Annotated in this window: 15 protein-coding genes; 7 read left to right on the forward strand and 8 right to left on the reverse strand. The window is 66.0% G+C overall.

From position 1 onward, the window contains the following. Positions 1–103: 103 nt before the first annotated feature. The 5 genes from Q8Q80_RS13545 to Q8Q80_RS13565 all read right to left on the reverse strand — a co-directional run bounded on the left by Q8Q80_RS13545 (position 104) and on the right by Q8Q80_RS13565 (position 6,997). Entirely contained in the window at positions 104–1,969 is a 1,866-nt protein-coding gene (locus Q8Q80_RS13545; RefSeq protein WP_305633416.1) for an ATP-binding protein, read from the reverse strand. Positions 1,970–2,373: 404 nt separating this feature from the next. After that, entirely contained in the window at positions 2,374–4,419 is a 2,046-nt protein-coding gene (locus Q8Q80_RS13550) for a tetratricopeptide repeat protein (protein ID WP_305633417.1), read from the reverse strand. A gap of 71 nt (positions 4,420–4,490) precedes the next feature. Continuing rightward, a complete protein-coding gene (locus Q8Q80_RS13555) occupies positions 4,491–5,762 on the reverse strand; it encodes a glycosyltransferase (protein WP_305633418.1) in 1,272 nt (423 codons plus the stop codon). 9 nt (positions 5,763–5,771) lie between these two features. Then, positions 5,772–6,185, reverse strand: a complete 414-nt coding sequence (locus tag Q8Q80_RS13560) for a hypothetical protein (protein WP_305633419.1) — start codon at positions 6,183–6,185, stop codon at positions 5,772–5,774. Further along, positions 6,185–6,997 carry a PEPxxWA-CTERM sorting domain-containing protein gene (locus tag Q8Q80_RS13565; RefSeq protein WP_305633420.1) on the reverse strand — a complete coding sequence of 271 codons (813 nt, stop codon included), beginning with the start codon at positions 6,995–6,997 and terminating at the stop codon, positions 6,185–6,187. The genes Q8Q80_RS13560 and Q8Q80_RS13565 overlap by 1 nt, the downstream gene beginning before the upstream one ends. Positions 6,998–7,394: 397 nt before the next feature. Between Q8Q80_RS13565 and Q8Q80_RS13570 the strand changes: the two genes are divergently transcribed. Beyond that, the gene (locus Q8Q80_RS13570) at positions 7,395–8,561 is read left to right on the forward strand and encodes a phosphoserine transaminase (RefSeq protein ID WP_305633421.1); all 1,167 of its coding nucleotides are present in this window, start codon (positions 7,395–7,397) and stop codon (positions 8,559–8,561) included. Further along, positions 8,558–9,235: an HAD-IB family phosphatase gene (locus tag Q8Q80_RS13575; RefSeq protein ID WP_305633422.1), complete on the forward strand. Its 678-nt coding sequence runs from the start codon at positions 8,558–8,560 to the stop codon at positions 9,233–9,235. Before Q8Q80_RS13570 ends, Q8Q80_RS13575 begins: the two co-directional genes overlap by 4 nt. 3 nt (positions 9,236–9,238) lie before the next feature. On the opposite strand, the gene Q8Q80_RS13580 is transcribed toward Q8Q80_RS13575, so the two are convergent. Continuing rightward, positions 9,239–9,691 (reverse strand): hypothetical protein, encoded by a 453-nt coding sequence (locus tag Q8Q80_RS13580; RefSeq protein WP_305633423.1) that lies wholly within the window; start codon positions 9,689–9,691, stop codon positions 9,239–9,241. A gap of 201 nt (positions 9,692–9,892) precedes the next feature. Between Q8Q80_RS13580 and Q8Q80_RS13585 the strand changes: the two genes are divergently transcribed. After that, complete coding sequence (locus Q8Q80_RS13585) at positions 9,893–10,444, forward strand: hypothetical protein (protein ID WP_305633424.1); 552 nt, start codon at positions 9,893–9,895, stop codon at positions 10,442–10,444. Positions 10,445–10,460: 16 nt separating this feature from the next. On the opposite strand, the gene Q8Q80_RS13590 is transcribed toward Q8Q80_RS13585, so the two are convergent. Then, positions 10,461–14,396, reverse strand: a complete 3,936-nt coding sequence (locus tag Q8Q80_RS13590; protein WP_305633425.1) for an FAD/FMN-binding oxidoreductase — start codon at positions 14,394–14,396, stop codon at positions 10,461–10,463. A gap of 164 nt (positions 14,397–14,560) precedes the next feature. On the opposite strand from Q8Q80_RS13590, the gene Q8Q80_RS13595 reads away from it, so the two are divergent. Next, positions 14,561–15,637 (forward strand): metal-dependent hydrolase, encoded by a 1,077-nt coding sequence (locus Q8Q80_RS13595; protein ID WP_305633426.1) that lies wholly within the window; start codon positions 14,561–14,563, stop codon positions 15,635–15,637. Between the two features lie 61 nt (positions 15,638–15,698). On the opposite strand, the gene Q8Q80_RS13600 is transcribed toward Q8Q80_RS13595, so the two are convergent. Next, entirely contained in the window at positions 15,699–17,918 is a 2,220-nt protein-coding gene (locus Q8Q80_RS13600) for a TonB-dependent siderophore receptor (RefSeq protein ID WP_305633427.1), read from the reverse strand. A gap of 284 nt (positions 17,919–18,202) precedes the next feature. Between Q8Q80_RS13600 and Q8Q80_RS13605 the strand changes: the two genes are divergently transcribed. From Q8Q80_RS13605 to Q8Q80_RS13615, 3 genes are read left to right on the forward strand one after another with little or no spacing between them, the layout of a single operon-like run. Next, positions 18,203–18,469 (forward strand): FeoA family protein, encoded by a 267-nt coding sequence (locus tag Q8Q80_RS13605; protein ID WP_305633428.1) that lies wholly within the window; start codon positions 18,203–18,205, stop codon positions 18,467–18,469. Further along, complete coding sequence (locus Q8Q80_RS13610; protein WP_305633429.1) at positions 18,469–20,337, forward strand: ferrous iron transporter B; 1,869 nt, start codon at positions 18,469–18,471, stop codon at positions 20,335–20,337. Before Q8Q80_RS13605 ends, Q8Q80_RS13610 begins: the two co-directional genes overlap by 1 nt. After that, complete coding sequence (locus Q8Q80_RS13615) at positions 20,334–20,543, forward strand: hypothetical protein (RefSeq protein WP_305633430.1); 210 nt, start codon at positions 20,334–20,336, stop codon at positions 20,541–20,543. Before Q8Q80_RS13610 ends, Q8Q80_RS13615 begins: the two co-directional genes overlap by 4 nt. The last annotated feature ends 2 nt before the right edge of the window (positions 20,544–20,545 follow it).

Raw genomic sequence — 20,545 nt, forward strand, 5'->3', positions numbered from 1 at the left:
GTAGATATCGCGGCCCGTCGTCCCGGGCCTGCTGCGGCAAGCATGTCGTCGTCGCTACGGTGAGCCGGATTCAGGCTGCGCAGCGTGAGCGGCGCAGCACCCATCAGCACGGATGGTTGCCGCAGGGCAGGGCGAACGAAAACACGGCACCCTGGCCGGGTGTCGATGTCGCCGTTACCCGACCGCCGTGTCGCTCGACGATGCGGCGTACGATGGACAGGCCGATGCCGCAGCCCGGATGGTCCTTCCGGCCATGCAGCCGGGTGAACGGCTCGAACAGCCGGTGCGCCTGCTCGGGCGGAAAGCCTTCTCCGTTGTCTTCGGTTTCGAACACCCATTCATCGCCCTCCCGCACACAGCGCACATGGACCGAAGGCGCGGCGCGACTGCTGCTGAACTTCACCGCATTGCCGAGCAGGTTGAGCCACACCTGCCTCAGTAGCGCGCCATCGCCGTCCACCACGGGCAATGCTGCGACATGAAAGCATTCGGGGCGGGCCGGCCCTGCATCGCACAGCTGGGTCACGCATTCCTGCACCAGCGCCATCATGTTCACCGGCTGGAAGTCCACGGGCTGGATGCGCGCAAACGACAGATTCAGCAGTTCGTCTATCAGGTCCGACATCGTGTTGGCGCCGTCGCAGATCTGTCTGAGCAGGCGCTGGCCGTGCTCGTCGAGTAGCGCCGCATGGTCTTCGCGCAGGATGTTGGCGTAGCCATTGATGGCGCGCAGCGGCGCGCGCAGATCGTGCGAGACCGAATAACTGAAGCTTTCCAGTTCGCGGTTGCGCGCTTCGAGGTCGGCGGTCCGCTCCGCGACGCGCGTTTCGAGCTGCTGATTGAGTGCCAGCAAGGCGCGTTCGTCCTCGGTCAGCTGCTTCACCAGACGGCCGATCGATTGCGACAGCTGCGCAATTTCGTCGCGTCCGTCGAGTCGTGGCAGTACCACGTCACGCTCACCTTCGGCGAGCCGGTCGGCCGCCAGCGCAATGTTGCGCATCGGCCTCGCCAGCCGGTCCGCCACGGCCCAGCCCAGCGTCATGCAGAGCAGGCCGGCAACCAGCCCGATCAGCCACAGGGTGTAACGCATCGAGGTCGCGTAGGCATTCGCGACGTCGAGCGGCTGGCGAACGACCACCATCCAGCCCGGGTTGCTGACATCGCCGATGCCCTCGCTGCGTGCATGGGCGGTCACATAGTCCTTGTCGTCATCCCATCGAATGACGCGGTAGCCCGGTTGATCGGTCGCGTCATTCAGCACCTGCGGCATCAGGAGTGATACCAGATTCGCGGGTGCCAGCAATGCGCGCCGGTCGGCACCCACCACGAATACCTCGGCCTCCCGCAGCTGTTGCAGCGGTTTGAGCAGTGTGCGCTCGATCTCGCGCGCCCAGTGCCAGCTCAGATATGCGCCCAGTACACCGCTGAACCTTCCGTCAGGATCGAACAGCGGCGCGGTGACGTCGACAAAGCGCCAGGTGCTGCCATCTTCGTTCACGGGCAACAGCGGGGCCAGCAGCGCGGCGTCGCGCACATTGCCGACGAAAGGCTGCCCCCCGAGCGACTGCCGGAACCACGGCCGTTCCGACACGTCGGCGCCTTCCAGCAGGCCGCCGGTCGCTGCGCGAACGATGCCATTCGGGTCGGCCACACCTATCCAGGTGTAGTGACGGTTGCGCGCCTGCATGCTTTCCAGCTCAGCACGCTGCTGCATGGCCGGAGCCTGATCGCCGATCAGGCCCTCCCGGGTCGCGAGCGTGCGGATTTCGTTGCTGCGCTCGAAGAGGTCGCGGTCCATCGTGACGGCCATGCGGTCGGCCAGTTCGGTAAGCGCCCGACCTGCTTCGCGTTCGAGCGCATTCGACGCCAGCCAGCCGGCAAGCAGGCCCAGCAGGATGGATACGACCAATGCAAGTCCGCCGAAGGCGATCCCCATGCGTGCCCGCAACGAGCGGCGCGGATCAATCACCTGAAAACCTCGGTCGATCGGCGCCGCGGGCAGGGTTGGCGGGGGGTACGGCAAGGCGAGAGGACGGGGCAGGATGGTTCCCTGCAAGGACGCGCGACGCAGCCTGGCGCCCAGCAGGCCGCGTACGCGGCGTCGAAGCGGCTTCACCCGAAGGTTCAGGCGCCGGGAAACGAAGACCGTATCGACGGCGAGGACTTTCAATACAGGGCAGGCGATCAACTGAGATTTTCAGGACAAGTGATGGCATCGGTCGTCAGTCCGAAAGAAGCGGGGTGCGGAACCGATGACTGCATCGCAGCCTGATGCACTGCAATCGTAAAGGCCCCCGCGAAAACCGCATTCCCGGACTATAGGACATCCACATGAACACGCGAATGTCGTATGTCAAACAAGGTTTCGGGTGATCAGAACCAGGCGTTGAGCGTGACGCTGCCGAAACGGCGCCAGTAGCCACTGCCGCCGCCCGGCGAGCCCGCTTCGCTGTCGGACATGCCGGCGGCCGCACGCAGCTGCCAGCCGGGCCCGAGGTCGTAGGCGACCCAGCCTTCGAGCAGATAGTTGCGACCGGATGCGCCGTTGCCGTCGCCATCGGTTTCGTCGTAGCGGCCGAACGCGGCCTTGGCGTAGTAGCTCCACGGGCGGACGTCGTCGTAGATCGACATGAAGGCCCGGTATTCGAGATAGCGGTCCGGGTTGTAGTAGCCGCGATTGGCGCGGCTGACGTCCCATGGCCGGCTGTTTTCGAACCGGTTGCCTTCGAAGCCCAGCCGGATCTGCGGACGCGTCCACAGCGCGTAGTCGCCGCGCCACGCAATGCGGGTGCGCTGGTTGTTGTCGTCGAATTCGAGCCGCGCGAAGCTCCCGGCGAAGCTCCAGCGCGGTGTCGGCGTGTAGGTCGCACCGACTGAAATATCGCGGAAACTCACTTCGTTGCGCAGTGCGCTGATGGTGTCGATGATGCCGCTTCCGGTTTCTGCGTCAATGCGCCACAGATCCGCGGGAACGTAGCGCAGGCGCGCTCGCCATACGGTGCTCTGCCAGCCGTCGTAATCCCGTCGGCCGAGCGTGAAACCGGGCCACAGTGTGCCGCGCCCGCCGCGCACCTCACCCAGGCGCAGGCCGTAGGTCGCGCTGATTTCGCTGCCGCTGACCGTGCGACGCGGCGAGCGCGTGCCGGTTTCGTAGCCGCTGATCTGCGGCAGGCGCACGCCGAGCTCGAACAGTTCGGTCGGCGAACGTCGCCAGCCGGCCAGCGCGAACGGCGTGACGATGCGCAACCGGTCGGCGTCGTCCGACCAGTCGATGCCGGCCGAAGCGTAGTGCTGCGTATCGCGCCGGATGCGGAAATCGCGCAGCCACAGCGCACCCTCGTCGGTGACATCGGTCAGCAGCGGCATGGCTTCGTCGGCGTAGCCGGCCCAGTACAGGGCGCGCGCTTTCGCCACGTTCAGGCCGGGATCTGCAGACGTATCCATCCGGTCGAATTCGCCGACCGCTGCGCGATGCCGACCGGAGAAGTTTTCGGACTGCGCCAGACCGAGCCGCGCATCGGCATCGTCCGGATCGGCCTGCAGCAGGGCGGCATAGATTTCCCGCGCACCCGCCGGGTCGTCCGACCAAAGCAGCGCGCGCGCAAGACCGCGCTGTGCACCGCGGTCGTCCGGCTGGTCGGCGAGCAGCTTGCGCCACGCTTCGGCAGCGCAGGGGTGGCGGTCCAGCGCGGCGCAGGCCTGCGCAAGACCGCGCCAGGTTTCGGGCAGACCTATCCCTTCGGCATGCGCTTCCGAGAACAGCGTACGGGCCCCTGCGGCATCGCCAGACCACAAGGTCTGCCAGGCCAGCGGCAGCAACCAGTCGGTGCGCCGCTCCGGCGCCAGTTGAAGCGCTTGCCGCCAGGCGAGCGCCGACTCTGCGTTGCGGTCGGCATAACCCAGCACGCGCGCTATCTCCGCCGTGCGCGTCGCATCCGCACGGTCGACCTGTGCCAGTTGTGCATAGATGTCCAGCGCACCGGCGTAGTCCTGCGCTGCGGTGCGCGAACGTGCCAGACCGAGCAGGGATTCGATCAGGCCGCGCCTACTGTCGTTGACCGATGTCGCATCGGACCAGCCATTCATCCGCTGCTGGAACAGCGCCGCGGCGCGTTCGAATCGACCCGCCCAGAGCGACTGCCAGGCGAGTGAAGGGAGGATGTCTGCCTGCCGGGGCGGCGCACTGTGCAGGGCGCGCTCGTACAGGTCGGCGGCTGCTGCGTTGCGGTCGGCAAACCCTTCGACCCGCGCCGCTTCGATCAGCAGGTCGGTGTCGTCCGGAAACTGGCTCACCAGCCCGCGGTAGAGGTCGATCGCGGGCGCATAGTCGCGTGCCTCGACCAGTCGTCGCGCTTCCTCGCGCTGCGGGTGGACCGCGAACGCAGGCTGCGCTGCGGCCAGCGAAAGCGTCAGGGTCACGGCGAGTGCAAGGGCAGGCAGTGCGCGCGTCATAAAACAGGTTGCTGCGGGCGATTCGTATAACAAAAGTATCAGGCCTCGCGCCCGGTGCGCGGCGTGTTCCACGTGATGGACTGTCGCGCAGGCGCAACAAACAGGTGGTGCAGCGACATGCAGGTGGTGATCGCAAGGAAGGCCCAGTAAACAAGCGGATAGAAAACGGCGTAGGGAAAGTAGCGCCAGATTCCACGGTCATACCGGTGGTCGATCAGCGTACCCAGAGCGAGCTGTATCAGACACAGCGTGGCGATTGCCATGCCCCACAGATTGGGTAGCGGCGATGCGCCGACCGGTGGGAAACCGATCGCCCAGGAAGCGATCCACAACGCGGTCATCGCGACGAACACGATGGCCCAGCTGATCGACAGCACCGATTCGATGAACATCGGCCACATGCGGCGGTAACGCCAGTGCAGGATGACGTCGCGATGGCGGCGCAGCACCTGCATCAGGCCGCGCGCCCAGCGCAGCCGCTGCCGGAACAGTGCCCGGAAGTGCGTCGGCACCGTCATCCACACGATGGCGTGCGGCTCGTAGCGGATGTCGTGAAAGTGGCGCTGCAGCTTCCAGGTGAGTTCGATGTCTTCGGTCGGCATGTCGGGCGAAAAGCCGCCGACCGACTGCACGGCGCTCTTGCGGAAGGCGGCCACCACGCCCGACACGGTGACGATGCGGCCCCAGATGCGCTGCGAACGTCGCAGCAGGCTGACGATGGACGTGAATTCGATCGCCTGAAGCCGGCTCAGGAAGTTGTCGACGTTGCGCACCCGCGGGTTGCCGGTGACCGCCGCGACGCGGGCACTCAGGAAGTGCGGTACCAGATGCCACAGGATGTCGGGCTCGGGTTCCGCATCGGCGTCCATGATGAGCACGATGTCGCCGCGCAGCATCGGCAGCGCGTCGTTCAGCGCCATCGCCTTGCCTTCGTTGATGCGCTTGTCGATCAGGCGCACCCGGCCGGTCTGCACGAACGGCAGCACCTGGCGTACCGTGCCGTCGCGGGAACCGTCATTGACCACCACGATTTCGTAGTCCGGGTAGTCGACCGCGCACACCGCGACCAGGGAGCGCGCGATCACAGCGTCTTCGTTGTGCGCCGGAATCAGTATGCTGACCGGCGGAGCGAAGCTGCGGTCGGGCGGTGTTGCGTCCGGTTCGTCACGTTCCCAGCGAAACACGAAGAACAGCGACGTGGTGATCCACACCAGGCTGGAAATGATGGGGTAGGCAGCAAAGAAGAACAGCGCCACCGAGTAGGTTCCGGTGTACTGAAAGCTGATCAGCAGGCCTTCAAGTGGGTGCATGACGGCGGGTCAGCCCTTGGCGAACAGTCGCGACACTCCTGGATCGACGCTGCGCGGCGCGAGGCAGCGATACAGCTTTCGGGAATCGACGACGCCGATCACGGTGATGCGTGCGGTGCGCAGCATGTCCCAGTCGGCCACCACCGGGCGCCCGGCCCAGTCCTGCAGGTATTCGGCCTTCGTGTCGGGCAACCGGCGCCGGGGGCCCTTGAGCTTGAAAATCGCGAGGTTGTGCAGCACCCAGTACAGCGTCACCGCAGGGCTGATGACCAATGTGGCAACGATCATCCAGGCCAGTACGCCATAGTCGGGCAGGTCGCGACCGACCAGCAGCCAGGCCCAGCCGAACAGCAGCCACCCTGCGCCGAGGACAACGACATGCACAAGCCGCTGACCCGCGCTGCGCAGGGGCTCACGGCGCATCAGGCACGTCGCCGGGCGGCAACGGCGATCAGGCCCAGCCCACCCAGCAGCATCCACCAGGTGGCGGGTTCCGGTACCGGCAGCGGCTGCGTCAGGCTGAGCAGGTTTTCGGTCGGCACGAGCGACCAGTCGGCGGCTCCCTCACGCAACCAGCGCAGATCGACCACGCCGGCTTCGAGCCGGTTGTAGGCGCCAAGCTGGAAGCGGTACAGGCCGACGTCGAGCAGGATGTCCTGGTCGAAGCCCAGGCGGTCACGCGGATTCACGCCGTCCTTGACCAGCGACAGCGTCGCGCCGTCTGCGCCGTACAGGTTGAAGAAAAAGCCGTCGTCGTAAAGAACGCCGAAGTTGTAGAGGCTTTTTTCGGTGATGCGGATGTAGCCGTCGAAGCGCGACAGCCAGTTGGTCTGTGGCTCGCTCAGCGGCAGCGGCAATGTGCTGCCCCACTGAGACGAATACATGTCGTTGTAGAGCGCGTTGCCGAAATTCACCTGGCTCGCGATACCGGTCCAGCGCTCGATCACAGCGGATTGTCCGACCGGCTGGTCGATCAGCGCATGCCAGTCGGCGATGCCCCATATGCCGGTGCCCCATGCAAAGGTGGAAACCGGCTGCCCGCTGCCGAAAGTCTGCGTGGCTTCATCCCACAGCACGGTGCTGCCCTGCCAGTTGTCATCGATCTTGACGAACAGCGCATCGGAGCCGCCACCCGTGCCATAACTTCCGGGCAGTGCAGGGGCCAGGTCGACGGCGAAGGCGGCGAGCGGTGCCGCCAAGGCCGTCGCCAGCAATGACGAGAGTGATTTTTTCATGAATGTGGTGTCCGGATTGAGCGAAGTCCTGCAGCATCGGACGCGTGCGTTACTGCGCCATGACTGCGTTTCGGACCGATTATGTAATACAACTTAGGTTATGTGTCTGCCGGAAGGCAGGACACCCGTCACAGCGGTCGTCGTGCAGGCCTGCGGGAATGCCAACTATTGTTACAACGAGCCTGCCGGACCGCATTCGGGCGCTGTGGTCGGGCGCGGCAGCGCATGCTCGCACCAGGTTGGCACTCGCACGCCGCACCCTCCGGGTCCGTTCTGCACCGCGTCGACGCTGCCGTTATACTTCGCCGCGATTTGTGTACGGCCGACATCCTCCTGCGCCAGGCCGGCAGATGTGTCCGCGCCAACACACCGTTCAATACCCAGTGACCGTCACGCCATGACCGCCGAAAAGCCCCTGATCCGTCCGTTGCGGCCCTCTTTTTCTTCCGGGCCGTGCGTGAAGCGCCCCGGCTGGACGCCGGCGGCGCTGGGCGATGCGTTCATCGGCCGTTCGCACCGTGCACCGCAGGGTCTGGCCAGGCTGAAAGAGGTCATCGACCTCAGCCGTGCCGTACTCGGCGTGCCTGACGACTACCGGATCGCCATCGTGCCCGGCTCGGATACCGGCGCGGTCGAAATGGCGCTGTGGTCGCTGCTCGGCGAACGCGACGTCGACTGTCTGGCGTGGGAAACCTTCGGCCAGAGCTGGGTGACGGACGTCGACAGCGTGTTGAAACTGGCGGGCGCCCGAACGTTTGTCGCACCGTTCGGCAGCCTGCCCGACCTGAACGCCGTCAGCTGGGAGCACGACGTGGTGTTCACGTGGAACGGCACGACCAGCGGCGTGCGCGTGCCGCACGGCGACTGGATTGCCGACGACCGCAGCGGCCTGTCGATCTGCGACGCCACGTCGGCCGCCTTTGCGATGGAGCTGCCGTGGCCGAAGCTCGACGTGACCACGTGGTCATGGCAGAAGGTGCTCGGCGGCGAGGCTGCGCACGGCATGATCGTGCTCAGCCCGCGCGCGGTCGAGCGGCTCGAGCGCCATGTGCCTGCGTGGCCGGTGCCGAAGCTGTTCCGCATGACCAACAAGGCGGGCCTGATCGAAGACCTTTTTGCCGGCAGCACGATCAACACGCCGTCGATGCTGTGTGTCGAGGATCAGATCGATGCGCTGCGCTGGGCGGCGTCCGTCGGCGGTCTGCCCGGTCTGATCGCGCGCAGCCTGGCCAGCTTCGACGTGCTGGCGCGCTGGATCGATCGCAGTCACTGGGCGGCCTTCCTGGCCGAACACCCGGCGACCCGCTCGAACACCTCGGTCTGTCTGAAGATTGTTGATCCGTGGTTCACCGAGCAGCCGCCGGCCACGCAGTGGGCGCGGGTACGCCGCATGTGCGCGCTGCTCGAACAGGAAGAGGCCGCCTTCGACGTTGCGGCCTACCGCGATGCGCCACCCGGCTTCCGCATCTGGTGCGGCGCCACGGTTGACGTCGCCGATGTCGTCGCCCTGACGCCCTGGCTGGATTGGGCCTATGAAACCGTGAAGCAGGAATCCTCCGAATGAACCGCGCCATCCTGTTCGACTGTGACAGCACGCTGTCGACGATTGAAGGCATCGACGTGCTGGCCGAACAGGCCGGTGTGGTCGATCAGGTCGTGCCGCTGACCACCGCGGCGATGGACGGCCGGCTGAAACTCGAAGACGCCTACGCGGCGCGACTGGACCTGATACGCCCGGACGCCGCCGCCATCGAGGCGCTCGGCCAGCACTACATCGATACGCGGGTGGCGGGCGCGTGCAAGGCGGTCGCCGCACTGCGCGCACTGGGCTGGCAGGTGCATGTGGTCAGTGGTGGCATCCGGCAGGCGGTGCTGGCGCTGGCGCGCCATCTCGGCGTGCCGGACGAGCGCGTGCATGCGGTCGACCTGCAGTTCGACGAAGCCGGTGCTTACGCCGGCTTCGACCGCAGTTCTCCTCTGGCGCGCAGTGGCGGCAAGGCCGAGGTGTGCCGGGCGGTGCTGGGCGAGGTGGACAGCGTCGTCATGGTGGGCGACGGCATCACCGATCTGGAAGCCGGCGACGCCGGTGCAACGGTGATCGGCTTCGGCGGTGTCGTGCGGCGCGACATCGTCGCGCGCCGCGCGCATCACTTCATCGATCGTGCCGACCTGCGGGAAGTCGTGAAGCTGGTCGCCACACCGGAAGAATTCGACCGCGTCGACCTGCTGCTGCGCTGAGCGTCAGCGCGCCGCGCCGGTGCGGCGCAGCGGCCCGAAGCACTGCTTCACCTCCGGTGCCACGCACACGATGTGCTGGTCACCCTCCGGGTTGAACTTCACGTACACGGTGTAAAGCCGGTTCGTGTCGTCTTCTTTCGAGCCCGCGCAATCCGTGCCGCCGTGGTCCTTCAGGATGGTCGCCTCCAGCTTGTAGAAGCCGGTGTCCGATCCCTTCGGATCGAATACATACGCCATTTCGCTGCGCTCTTCGCCGCTGTGCACCGAACCGCTGCCATCGATGCGGTACTCGTAGGTTTCGCTGCACTGCGCCGGATCGGTCCAGCTCCAGGCACCAGCGAGCTGCGGCACGGGCGAGGCTGCGCGCTCGGCATCGGCCGGGACGGCCAGGGCGGTCTGTGCGGCAAGCAGGCCGAAGGACAGCAGGCAGGCGAGCTTCAGGGAAGTTGAGGGCATGATGGACTCCGTTGCGGGACGTGTGGGTGATCGGCTGGACGACGCATTCTGGCAATCGCTGCATTTTCCGACACGGGCGCCGTGCACGAGTTCGTGCGGAGCGGAACGATTTCGCGCGGCGATGTCGAAATGCCGGGATATCTTCCCAGACATGGCGCTTTACCCGAAACCGGCGCCTACCGAGCCCCGAAGGATGCACACATGGTTGACAGCGCAATCATTGCCCACCTGTTCAGCGTGGCGGCAGCCCTGTCGGGTTACCCGGCGATAGCCGAACCGGATCGACCGCTGCTGCGGCTCATGACGCCCGCGGCGCTGGTCGAGGAAGTGTGCCCGGACGCGCCGTCGGAGTGCGAGGAACTGGTCGCCTTGTACGACCGTGAGCGCCACCAGGTGCTGATACGCTCGGATCTTGACCTGCAGGACGCAGCCGACAATTCCTTCCTGGTGCACGAGTTCGTCCATGTGCTCGAAGCGCGTCAGAAGGGGGCGGCGTATCAGCAGGACTGCATGGCCACGCTGCGTTCCGAGCGCGAAGCCTACCGCGCGCAGAACATCTATCTCGACCGCGAGGGGCGCCTGGAACGGCATGGCGGCATGCTCGCCCACCGCGTGTGTGCGGCCGACCAGCCGGGCGGCAGCGGCACCATGAAACTCGAAATGGCGCCCGCCGGCCCGCGCGATGAACAGGCGCTCGAAGCTTTCATGCAGGACCTGAACCGGCGCGACGCGTCACCGGCGCTGCGCCGGTGACGGTCGACCGGCGGCGTCACAGCAGTACGCGCTCGATGCCGCCGTTGTTGGCCTGGTCGATGTAGCGCTCCGCCCAGTCGGCGCCGAGCAGGTGGCGCGCCATTTCGACCACGATGTAGTCGGCCTGCGTGGCGCTGTCGTTGTCGTACCGTGACAGGCCCTGCAGGCAGGACGGGCAGGACGTCAGGATCTTCACGTCCCCCTTGAAACCGTCCGCGCGTTGCACGTCGGCGCCCTTGCGCATCTCTTCTTCCTTGCGGAAGCGCACCTGGGTGGAAATGTCCGGCCGGCTGACTGCCAGCGTGCCGCTTTCGCCGCAGCAGCGATCGTTCAGCGTCACCTTCGAACCGTCCGCCGTGCCGATCAGCTGATTGACCACCTTGAGCGGCGCGTGCGTTTTCATCGGCGTGTGGCAGGGGTCGTGATACATGTAGCGCACGCCTTCGACGCCTTCGAGCTTCAGGCCCTTTTCCATCAGGTACTCGTGGATGTCGAGCAACCGGCAGCCGGGGAAGATCTTGTCGAATTCGTACTTCTGCAACTGGTCCATGCAGGTGCCGCAGGACACGATGACCGTCTTGATGTCGAGATAATTCAGCGTGTTGGCCACACGGTGGAACAGCACGCGATTCGACGTGCTGATCTGCTGGCCCTTCTCGGCTTCGCCGCCGGCGGTCTGCGGATAGCCGCAGCACAGATAGCCCGGCGGCAGCACGGTCTGCGCGCCGACGTGGTACAGCATCGCCTGCGTGGCCAGCCCGACCTGCGAAAACAGCCGTTCCGAACCGCAGCCGGGGAAGTAGAACACCGCTTCCTGCTCTTCCGACGCGCGCTTCGGATTGCGGATGACCGGCACGATGGCCGCGTCCTCGATGTCGAGCAGCGCGCGCGAGGTGCGTTTCGGCAGCTTGCCCGGCATCGGCTTGTTGATGAAGTGGATCACCTGCGCCTTGATCGGCGGCCGACCGAGTGTCGGCGGCGGGTTCTTCGTCTGCCGGTCGATCAGGCCGAGCGCCTTGCCCACCGTGTGGCCGAGCCGCTGCGCCTTGTAGCCGATACCCATCATCGCCACGCGCAGTGCCTTGATGGTGGCCGGATCGGTCGCGTTCAGGAAGGCCATCGACGCTGCCGTGCCCGGGTTGAACTTGCGCTTGCCCTGCTTGCGCAGCGCGTTGCGCATGGCGATCGACACGTCGCCGAAGTCGATGTCGACCGGACAGGGGTTGGCGCACTTGTGGCACACCGTGCAGTGGTCGGCGACGTCGCTGAATTCGTCGAAGTGGCGCAGCGACACGCCGCGCCGCGTCTGTTCTTCGTACAGGAAGGCCTCGATCAGCAGCGAGGTGGCGAGGATCTTGTTGCGCGGCGAGTACAGCAGGTTGGCGCGCGGCACATGGGTCGAACACACCGGCTTGCACTTGCCGCAGCGCAGGCAGTCCTTGATCGACGTGGCGATCTGGCCGACGTCGCTCATTTCCATGATCAGCGATTCGGTGCCGAGCAGCGAGAACGACGGCGTATAGGCGCGCGACAGGTCACCACCCGGCAGCAGCTTGCCGGCGTTGAAATGGCCATCCGGATCGACGCGCCGCTTGTAGTCGATGAAAGGTGCCAGTTCGTCGTCGGTCAGGAATTCCAGCTTGGTGATGCCGATGCCGTGCTCGCCCGAAATGACGCCACCGAGCGAACGCGCCAGCGCCATGATGCGGGCGACCGCCGCATTGGCTTCCTGCAGCATGTCGTAGTTGTCGGAATTCACCGGGATGTTGGTGTGCACATTGCCGTCGCCGGCGTGCATGTGCAGCGCGACGAACACCCGGCTGCGCAGAACGGCCTTCTGTTCGGCCTCGATGCGTTCGAGGATGGGCCGGTACATCGCACCGTCGAAAATCTCTTCCAGCAGCGGCTTCAATTCGCGCTTCCACGACACGCGCACCGAATAGTCCTGCAGCCGGTGGAACAGCGTCGGCGACGCCGCCCGGTTGAGCAGCGGACCGACTTCGACACCGAGCGAGCGAATGATTGCCTCGGCACGTTCCAGCGGCATGTCTAGGTTGTCGCGCAGCCACTGCCAGCGTCCGCGCACTGCGGCCACCTGCTGCAGCGCCTGCGTGCGGCGGTCGCCGAGCAGCTGGTCGGCGTCGATGTTGGCGTCACCCGCGTGCAGCGGCAGCTCGCCGCGCAGCAGCGTCACCAGTGCATCGCAGAAGCGCAGCTTGCTGGCGATCGACAGTTCGATGTTGATGCGTTCGATGCCGTCGCAATAGTCACCCATGCGCGGCAGCGGAATCACCACGTCTTCGTTGATCTTGAACGCGTTGGTGTGGCGCGCGATGGCGGCGGTGCGGGCGCGGTCGAGCCAGAAGGTCTTGCGCGATTCGGCCGACACCGCGATGAAGCCTTCGGCGCCGCGCTGGTTGCACAGGCGCACGACTTCCGACGCGGCCGCCATCACCGTCGTTTCGTCGTCGCCGACGATGTCGCCGATCAGCACCATCTTCGGCCGGCCGTGGCGGCGCGCCTTGGTGGCGTAACCGACGGCACGCACATAGCGCTCGTCGAGGTGCTCGAGGCCCGCGAGCAGCACGCGCGCATTGCCGGCCTTGGGCAGGGCGTCGAGGTAATCCTTGATTTCGACGATCGCCGGCACTGCCTCGCGCACCTGGCCGAAAAATTCGAGACAGACGGTGCGGGTGACCGGCGGCAGCTTGTGCAGGATCCAGCGCGCGCTGGTGATCAGGCCGTCGCACCCTTCCTTCTGCACACCGGGCAGGCCGGACAGGAATTTGTCGGTGACGTCCTTGCCGAGGCCTTCCTTGCGGAAACGCGCGCCAGGCACTTCGAGCGTTTCGGCATCGCCGCGCGGCGTCCTGCCATCGGCCTCGAAGTGCTGGATGGAAAAGCGCACCAGCGCCGCGTCGTGGATCTTGCCGAGATTGTGGTCGAGCCGGGTCACTTCGAGCGGAAAGCCGTCGGCATCGACCATGCGCCAGCTCGCGAGGTTGTCGAGCGCGGTGCCCCACAGCACGGCCTTCTTGCCGCCGGCATTGGTCGCGATGTTGCCGCCGATGCACGAGGCGTCGGCCGACGTCGGATCACAGGCGAACACCAGTCCGGCGTGTTCCGCCGCGTCCATCACGCGTCGCGTCACCACGCCGGCGCCGGTGCGGATGGTGGCGTAGGGCGTTGCCAGACCGGGCAGCACGGTCGATTCGACCGGTCCGATATCGATCAGCTTTTCGGTATTGATGACCGCCGACGTCGCGGTCAGCGGCACCGCGCTGCCGGTGTATCCGGTACCGCCGCCGCGCGGGATGATGGTCAGCCCGAGTTCGATGCAGCCGCGTACCAGCGGCGCAATTTCATCTTCGGTATCCGGATACAGCACGACCATCGGGTATTCGACCCGCCAGTCGGTGGCATCGGTCACGTGCGACACGCGCGCCAGGCCGTCAAAGGCGATGTTCGCCTCTCGCGTGTGGCGCCCGAGCACCTTGACGATGCGCCGGCGCAGCGCGCGCACGGTGGCGAAATGCGCCGCGAACGCGTCAACCGCGGCGCGCGCGGCCAGCAGCAGCTCGCCCACCTTGCGGTCGCGTTCCAGCGTCGCCGCATCACCACTGCGCTGGCGGCGCTGCTCGATCTCGCCCAGTCGATGGTGCATTGCACCGACCAGCGCAGCCTGCCGCTTCGGATTGTCGAGCAGGTCGTCTTCGAGGTAGGGATTGCGCTGCACCACCCAGATGTCGCCCAGCACTTCGTACAACATGCGCGCGGAGCGGCCGGTCAGACGTTCGCCGCGCAGGCTGGCGAGCGTGTCCCACAGCGGCGCACCGAGCAGCCGGATCACGATTTCGCGATCGGACAGCGAGGTGTAGTTGTACGGTATTTCGCGCAGTCGGGTAGGTTCGCGCGAAGCTTGCAAATCGATGAGCGCGGTAGCGGATTCCATCAACAAGCCGTGTAGAGATTCGGGGACGCATTATACGTCCGCTGGTTGTGCACTGCGCCAGACTGGAAACGATATGCGCCGATAACCGTCCACCGGCAGTCCGCATTGCTGCCCGGACCGGACTTTCGCCGGTCCGCCGCTTCACTTCGACTTCAGGATGTCTCTTGGATACCCTCACACACGCCCTGTCCGGCGCACTGCTCGGACGCCTGCTCGCCCGACCTTCCGATCCCGCAAGGCCGGGGCCGGAACCGTGGCAGATGGTGGTCGCCGGCGCAGCGGCCGCGACCTTCCCTGACCTCGATTTCGTGCTTGGCTACGTGTCGGAGCTGACCTATCTGCGCGGCCACCGCGGTGTGACGCATTCCTTTGTGCTGCTGCCGCTGTGGGGGCTGCTGATTGCCTGGCTGCTGGCGCGGCTGCCGAAAATGCGCGCGCAAGGCGTCGACTGGCGTTCCTTTTACGTCGTGGTGTGCGCCGGCATCGGCATCCACATCCTCGGCGACCTGATCACGCAGTTCGGCACGATGATCCTGGCGCCTTTTTCCGATCGTCGCTTTGGCTGGGGCACCACGTTCATCATCGACCTGCCACTGACCGGGCTGCTCGTTTCAGGGCTGGTGGCGAGCGCGCTGTGGCGGCGCAGCCGCGCACCGGCCGCATTCGGGCTGGCGGCGGTGTGCGCATGGGTCGGCGTCGGCGCAGTCGGAAAGTCGGAAGCCATCGATGCCGCGCGGCGCCATGCGGCGGAGCAGGGCATCGCCGCGGTCGCGATCGACGCGATTCCCCGGCCGGCTTCGCCCTTCAACTGGACCGCGGTGATCGACGACGGCGAGCGCTTCCATACTGCGCATATCAATACGCGGCGAGAGGAGATTCTTCAGGCCGGGCCGGACGACAACCTCATTCGTCGCCTTTCGTCGCATTACCGGCCGGTGGCGATGGCGCAGTGGCAGGTGCGCGAACGTTTCGGAAATGGCGGACAGGGCGAACTGCGGGAACAGGTGCGCGCCGTCTGGTCGGCGCCGGACTTCGCAGTCTTCCGCTGGTTCGCAATGTTTCCGGTGCTCGACAGCGTCGGCAGTGCGGCGGGTGGCGCCTGCATCAGCTTTCGCGACCTGCGCTTCGAAACCCCCGGGCGCGACAACCTGCCGTTCCGCTATGGATTGTGCGAGAGCGGCGCTGGATGGGCGCTGGTCGAACGCACGATGGCGGGCTGGCGCAGGTTGAGCGGACGCTGAACGAAAAAAGCCGGGCCGGCAGTCCGCAGACCACCGGCCCGGCTTCACTGTTCCCGGCCGCTCAGTACCGCACGGCCACCGTCAGCTGAATGGCGCGTTCGGTGCCCGGCACGGCGAAGCCGCCGTTTTCATACAGCGCCTCGTAATAACGCTTGTCGAACAGGTTGAGCACGTTCAGACGAACATCGTAGCGCGGCTGTTCGTAGGCCAGCATCAGGTCGGCTCGTACGAAGCTCGGTGCCTGCGCGATGGCGACCGGGTTGGTGCCGCCGGTACCGTAGGCGAGGCGATTGCCTTTGGCCTCAAGGCCGCCGCCGACGCGCCAGGCCGGCGTAATGCGGTAGGTCGTCCACAGATTGCCGGTATAGCGCGGTGTGTTGCGCGGGCGCAGGCCGACGATGTTCGGATTGTTTGCTGCGAACACTTCGTCGATTTCCGCCCGCATCAATGCAATGCCGCCAAACACGTCCCACTGCGGCGTGATGCGGCCGGCCGCCTCGATTTCGAAGCCATCGGTGTGGCGCTCCTTCGACAGCACGGCGGCGTTCGCCTGCTCGAGATCCGTATTGCGCTCGTTGAATTTGGTGGCGCGGTACAACGCGGTACGCAGCGACAGCGCGCCGTCGAACAGTTCCCACTTGGTGCCCAGTTCCACCGTGCGGCTGCGCTCGGCGTCGTAGCGGATACCGTTGTTCAGCTGGTACAGGTCGGCGGTCGGATTGAACGAGTCGCTCCACGCGAAGTAGTAAGTCTGTACGTCGCTGGGCTGGAACAGCAGGCCGCTGCGATAGCTCCATTCGCTGTACTTCAGGTTGAATGCGGTCGTCGCCAGCGTGGTTGAATTCAGCGTGTGGTAGTCGGCGTCCATGTGGTCATGGCGAAGCCCCAGCAACAGCTTCCAGTTCGGCATGAATTCGATCTGGTCCTGCGCATAGACGCCGATCGAATCGCCTTCATAACCCGCCGGGTTGAACCGGACGCGGTTGCCATAGGCCGCCGGTACCGCCACATCCGGATCGGGGTTGCCGACGGTGGTGGTGGGTGCGGTGACATTGACCGAAGTGTAGGACCAGCGATCCGCCTTTTCACGCAGCAGTTCGAGTCCGAACAGCGCCTCGTGCTTCATGCCCGCCAGCGCGAATTTCGTTGTCAGGTCGCTCTGCAGCGTGTAGGTGCTTTCTTCACCGCCGCGCGCCTGACGGCCGCGTGTGATCACGGTCGCGTCGTTCACCGTCGCAGTGGTCGCGCCGCCCGGCAGACGCGGTGCCACGCCCCACAGATCGCGCTTGTAGTCCGCGTAGCGGGCAACGGTGCGCAGTTCGGTGTCGGACGAGAAGCGGTGCGTCCAGATGCCGGTGGTGATGTTGGTGTCGTTCTGCTCGTAATCGGACGACGTGCCGTAAAAGCGGCTGGCCGAAACGTCGAGTGGCGATCGGGTGACCTGCGAGCGGGTGATGGTGCCCGGTCGGCTGACGAAAGGCACACCGTAGTCCGGCACGTTCTTCGTCGTGTAGTAGAGGTGACCGATCGAGAATTCATCGGCGGTGCCGATACCCCAGCGCAGCGTTGGCGCGATGCCTTCGCGGTCCGATTCGACGCCATTGCGCGAGCTTTCGGCGTCGGTCTTCATCGCGCTGATGCGAAATGCCATGTTTTCACCCAGCACCTTGTTCACATCTGCGGTGACGCGTCCGTACTCATGGCTGCCGACGGTGGCCGATACTTCGGTGCGATCGACCAGGCCCGGCTGCTTGCTGACCCGGTTGATGACGCCGCCGGCCTGACCGCGGCCGAACAGCATGGCGGCCGAGCCGCGCAGCACATCGATCTGCTCGACGTGGAACACCTCGCGGTTGTACTGGGCGACGTCGCGGATGCCGTCCAGATACAGGTCGCCGAACGAATAGAAGCCGCGCAGCATGATGTTGTCGCCGATGCGGCCGCCTTCGCCCGAATTGAACGTGAGGCCGGCGACGTGGCGCAACGCGTTCTTCATCGTGTCGGAATTGCTGTCCAGCATGAGCTGTTCGGTCACGGTGGTGATCGCCTGCGGAATGTCCCTGGACAGCTGATTCGTCCTGGCCGAGCGGACGATGCCCGACTGGTATCCGTTGTTCGGCGAATTCGGGCGTTCGCGTGTGTCGCTCACCTGAACTTCAGGCAGTACGGGGGTCGTGCCGGCGGGGGCCGTCTGTTGTGCCTGGGCGACATTGCCGGTCGACAGCGCCATCAGCATGGCGGCCGCCAGCGACAGCGGCTGCTGCGGGGGAGTGCGGGTCATCTGAGTCAGTCCTGGAGTGAAGTTGTCGGGACTGGCTTGCAGAGGGGCTGGCTGGTCCGCGGTCTGTCCGGTGAAAACACCGGCAGCGACGCGAGGTGGACTATAATCGAGAATGATTCTCGTTAAAATTAGCGTTGTAATCATTTGATGCGTGAACGCAATACGGGCCGACCTGCGCCGGATAGGCAGCCGCCCCGTTACCCGGGTCGCGCCAGAACGGCGCGCTTCGCCGCACACGCTGCAACCTGCGCCTATCGACTGCTACCGGATCACGTACACCCTGGATGACCATGCCTGATACGGAAATGCGGCTGAGCGATGCGGAAACCGGCGCGCCCATGGTGGTGATCGGTCTGGACGAACGTGCCGGACTGCCGGATCTGCAGATGCGCCTGCGCGAGCTGGGCTTCATGGAGGGGGAACCGGTGTGCGTGCTGCGTCGCGGGCAGCCCGGCGGCGAGCCGCTGGCGGTGCGCATCGGCGCATCGACCTTTGCACTGCGCCGCATCGAAGCCGCCTGCGTGCGTGTCGCGTCCAGGCAGGTCAAGTGATGACCGCAATCCCCATCGACAGCCGTCGTTTGACGCCGCCCACGCTGGCGTTGGTGGGCAATCCGAATTGCGGCAAGACGGCGCTGTTCAATCTGCTGACCGGCAGTCACCAGAAGGTGGCCAATTACGCCGGTGTCACGGTCGAGCGCAAGGAAGGCTGGCTGCGCACGCCGGCCGGCAAACGCCTGGCTGTGCTCGATCTGCCCGGTACCTACAGCCTGGCGCCGAATTCACCGGACGAACAGGTGACCTGCGACGTGCTCGCCGGCCGGCTGCCGGGTGAGCGTCGCCCCGATCTGGTGCTGGCGGTGGTCGATGCGACCCAGCTGGCGCGCCAGCTGCGACTGGTGCTGGGCCTGCGGCGGCTCGGCCTGCCGCTGGTCGTGGTGCTCAACATGACCGACCTCGCACGGGCACGCGGTGTCGATGTCGATGTCGAGGCGCTGTCGCGCGCACTTGGCGTCCCGGTCGTATCGACCGTCGCGGTGCGCGGTGGCGGCGCCGATGCGCTGTTCCGGTTGCTCGATGCGGCGCTGCCTCCGGTAGCACTCGCAGCCTCTGCCGGCAGCGTGGTCGATGACTACCGGCAGGTGAAGGACATCCTGACGACGCTGGGCCTCGATCGCGTGCCGGCACACGCCTTCACCGATCGCGCCGACCGTGTGCTGCTGCATCCACTGGCCGGTCCGATGCTGCTGTTCGCGCTGCTGTTCCTGATCTTTCAGGCCGTGTTTGCGTGGGCCGAAGCGCCGATGGGCTGGATCGAATCGGCCACGGCGCTGCTCGGCGATTTCGTCGGAAGTGTGCTCCCGGACGGTCTGCTGCGCAGCCTGCTCACCGACGGGCTGATCGCCGGACTGGGCGGCGTGCTGGTGTTCCTGCCGCAGATCGTCATCCTGTTCTTCTTCATCCTGCTGCTCGAAGAGTCCGGCTACCTGCCGCGCGCCGCCTTCCTGCTCGATCGGCTGATGGGCGGCGTCGGGTTGTCCGGGCGAGCCTTCATTCCGCTGCTGTCGAGCTTTGCCTGCGCGATTCCCGGCATCATGGCCACGCGCACCATCCAGAATCCGCGCGACCGCTGGGTGACCATCATGATCGCGCCGCTGATGACCTGTTCCGCCCGGCTGCCGGTGTATGCGCTGCTGATCGGCGCCTTCATTCCGGCGCGCCGCGTGGCCGGCGGACTCGAACTGCAGGGGCTGGTGCTGTTCGCGCTCTATCTCGCGGGCATCGTGTCGGCCGTGCTGGTGGCCTGGCTGCTCAAGCGGCTTGGCTCGAAAGACCGGCAGCACACGCTGCTGATGGAACTGCCGGACTACCACTGGCCGTCGCTGCGCAACCTGGCAATCGGCCTGTGGCAGCGCGTGCTCATATTCCTGCAGCGGGTCGGCGGCATCATTCTCGCGCTCACCGTGCTGCTGTGGTTCATGGCCAGCTTTCCGGGTGCGCCGGCTGACTTCGCAGGCGCGCCGATCGAATACAGCTTCGCGGGCCGGCTCGGTCATTTCCTGCTGCCGCTGTTCGAACCGATCGGCTTCAACTGGCAGATCGCGGTGGCGCTGGTGCCGGGCATGGCGGCGCGTGAGGTCGCGGTGAGCGCGCTCGGCACCGTGTATGCGCTGTCGGCCACGGCCGACGATACCGCGCAGGCCCTGGTGCCGTTGATCGTCGCCGGCTGGAGTCTGCCGACCGCGCTGTCGTTGCTCGCCTGGTATGTGTTCGCGCCGCAGTGTCTGTCGACGCTTGCCACGGTACGGCGCGAAACCGGTGGCTGGAGCGCGCCGCTGCTGATGGCGGGCTATCTGTTCGCGCTGGCGTATGCGGCCTCGTTCGTCACCTACCGCATTGCACTGGCCTGCTGCACATGATCTTTTCCGTGACCGATCTGCTGGCGCTGGTGATCGTCGGTCTGGCCGCATGGAAGGTGATGCGCGTCGCCCGGGCGCGGCTGAGTCCGCCTGGCGAGTCGATGAGCGATCCGGGAAGCAAGCCGGATGCAGACGCGGGCAGCGATGGAGGCGATGACGGCTGCCATGGCTGCCGTCAGTGCCCGGGGCGCGAGTCACGCCGCTGAGC

Source organism: Methyloversatilis sp. (assembly GCF_030698125.1).
Classification (GTDB): Bacteria; Pseudomonadota; Gammaproteobacteria; order Burkholderiales; family Rhodocyclaceae; genus Methyloversatilis.

What these genes read in the sequence shown, in the direction of transcription:
- Q8Q80_RS13555 (WP_305633418.1), bottom strand. Translation starts at nt 5,762, where the DNA reads ATGCACCCACTTGAAGGCCTGCTGATCAGCTTTCAGTACACCGGAACC.
- Q8Q80_RS13560 (WP_305633419.1), bottom strand. Translation starts at nt 6,185, where the DNA reads ATGCGCCGTGAGCCCCTGCGCAGCGCGGGTCAGCGGCTTGTGCATGTC.
- Q8Q80_RS13565 (WP_305633420.1), bottom strand. Translation starts at nt 6,997, where the DNA reads ATGAAAAAATCACTCTCGTCATTGCTGGCGACGGCCTTGGCGGCACCG.
- Q8Q80_RS13570 (WP_305633421.1), top strand. Translation starts at nt 7,395, where the DNA reads ATGACCGCCGAAAAGCCCCTGATCCGTCCGTTGCGGCCCTCTTTTTCT.
- Q8Q80_RS13575 (WP_305633422.1), top strand. Translation starts at nt 8,558, where the DNA reads ATGAACCGCGCCATCCTGTTCGACTGTGACAGCACGCTGTCGACGATT.
- Q8Q80_RS13580 (WP_305633423.1), bottom strand. Translation starts at nt 9,691, where the DNA reads ATGCCCTCAACTTCCCTGAAGCTCGCCTGCCTGCTGTCCTTCGGCCTG.
- Q8Q80_RS13585 (WP_305633424.1), top strand. Translation starts at nt 9,893, where the DNA reads ATGGTTGACAGCGCAATCATTGCCCACCTGTTCAGCGTGGCGGCAGCC.
- Q8Q80_RS13590 (WP_305633425.1), bottom strand. Translation starts at nt 14,396, where the DNA reads ATGGAATCCGCTACCGCGCTCATCGATTTGCAAGCTTCGCGCGAACCT.
- Q8Q80_RS13600 (WP_305633427.1), bottom strand. Translation starts at nt 17,918, where the DNA reads ATGACCCGCACTCCCCCGCAGCAGCCGCTGTCGCTGGCGGCCGCCATG.
- Q8Q80_RS13605 (WP_305633428.1), top strand. Translation starts at nt 18,203, where the DNA reads ATGACCATGCCTGATACGGAAATGCGGCTGAGCGATGCGGAAACCGGC.
- Q8Q80_RS13610 (WP_305633429.1), top strand. Translation starts at nt 18,469, where the DNA reads ATGACCGCAATCCCCATCGACAGCCGTCGTTTGACGCCGCCCACGCTG.
- Q8Q80_RS13615 (WP_305633430.1), top strand. Translation starts at nt 20,334, where the DNA reads ATGATCTTTTCCGTGACCGATCTGCTGGCGCTGGTGATCGTCGGTCTG.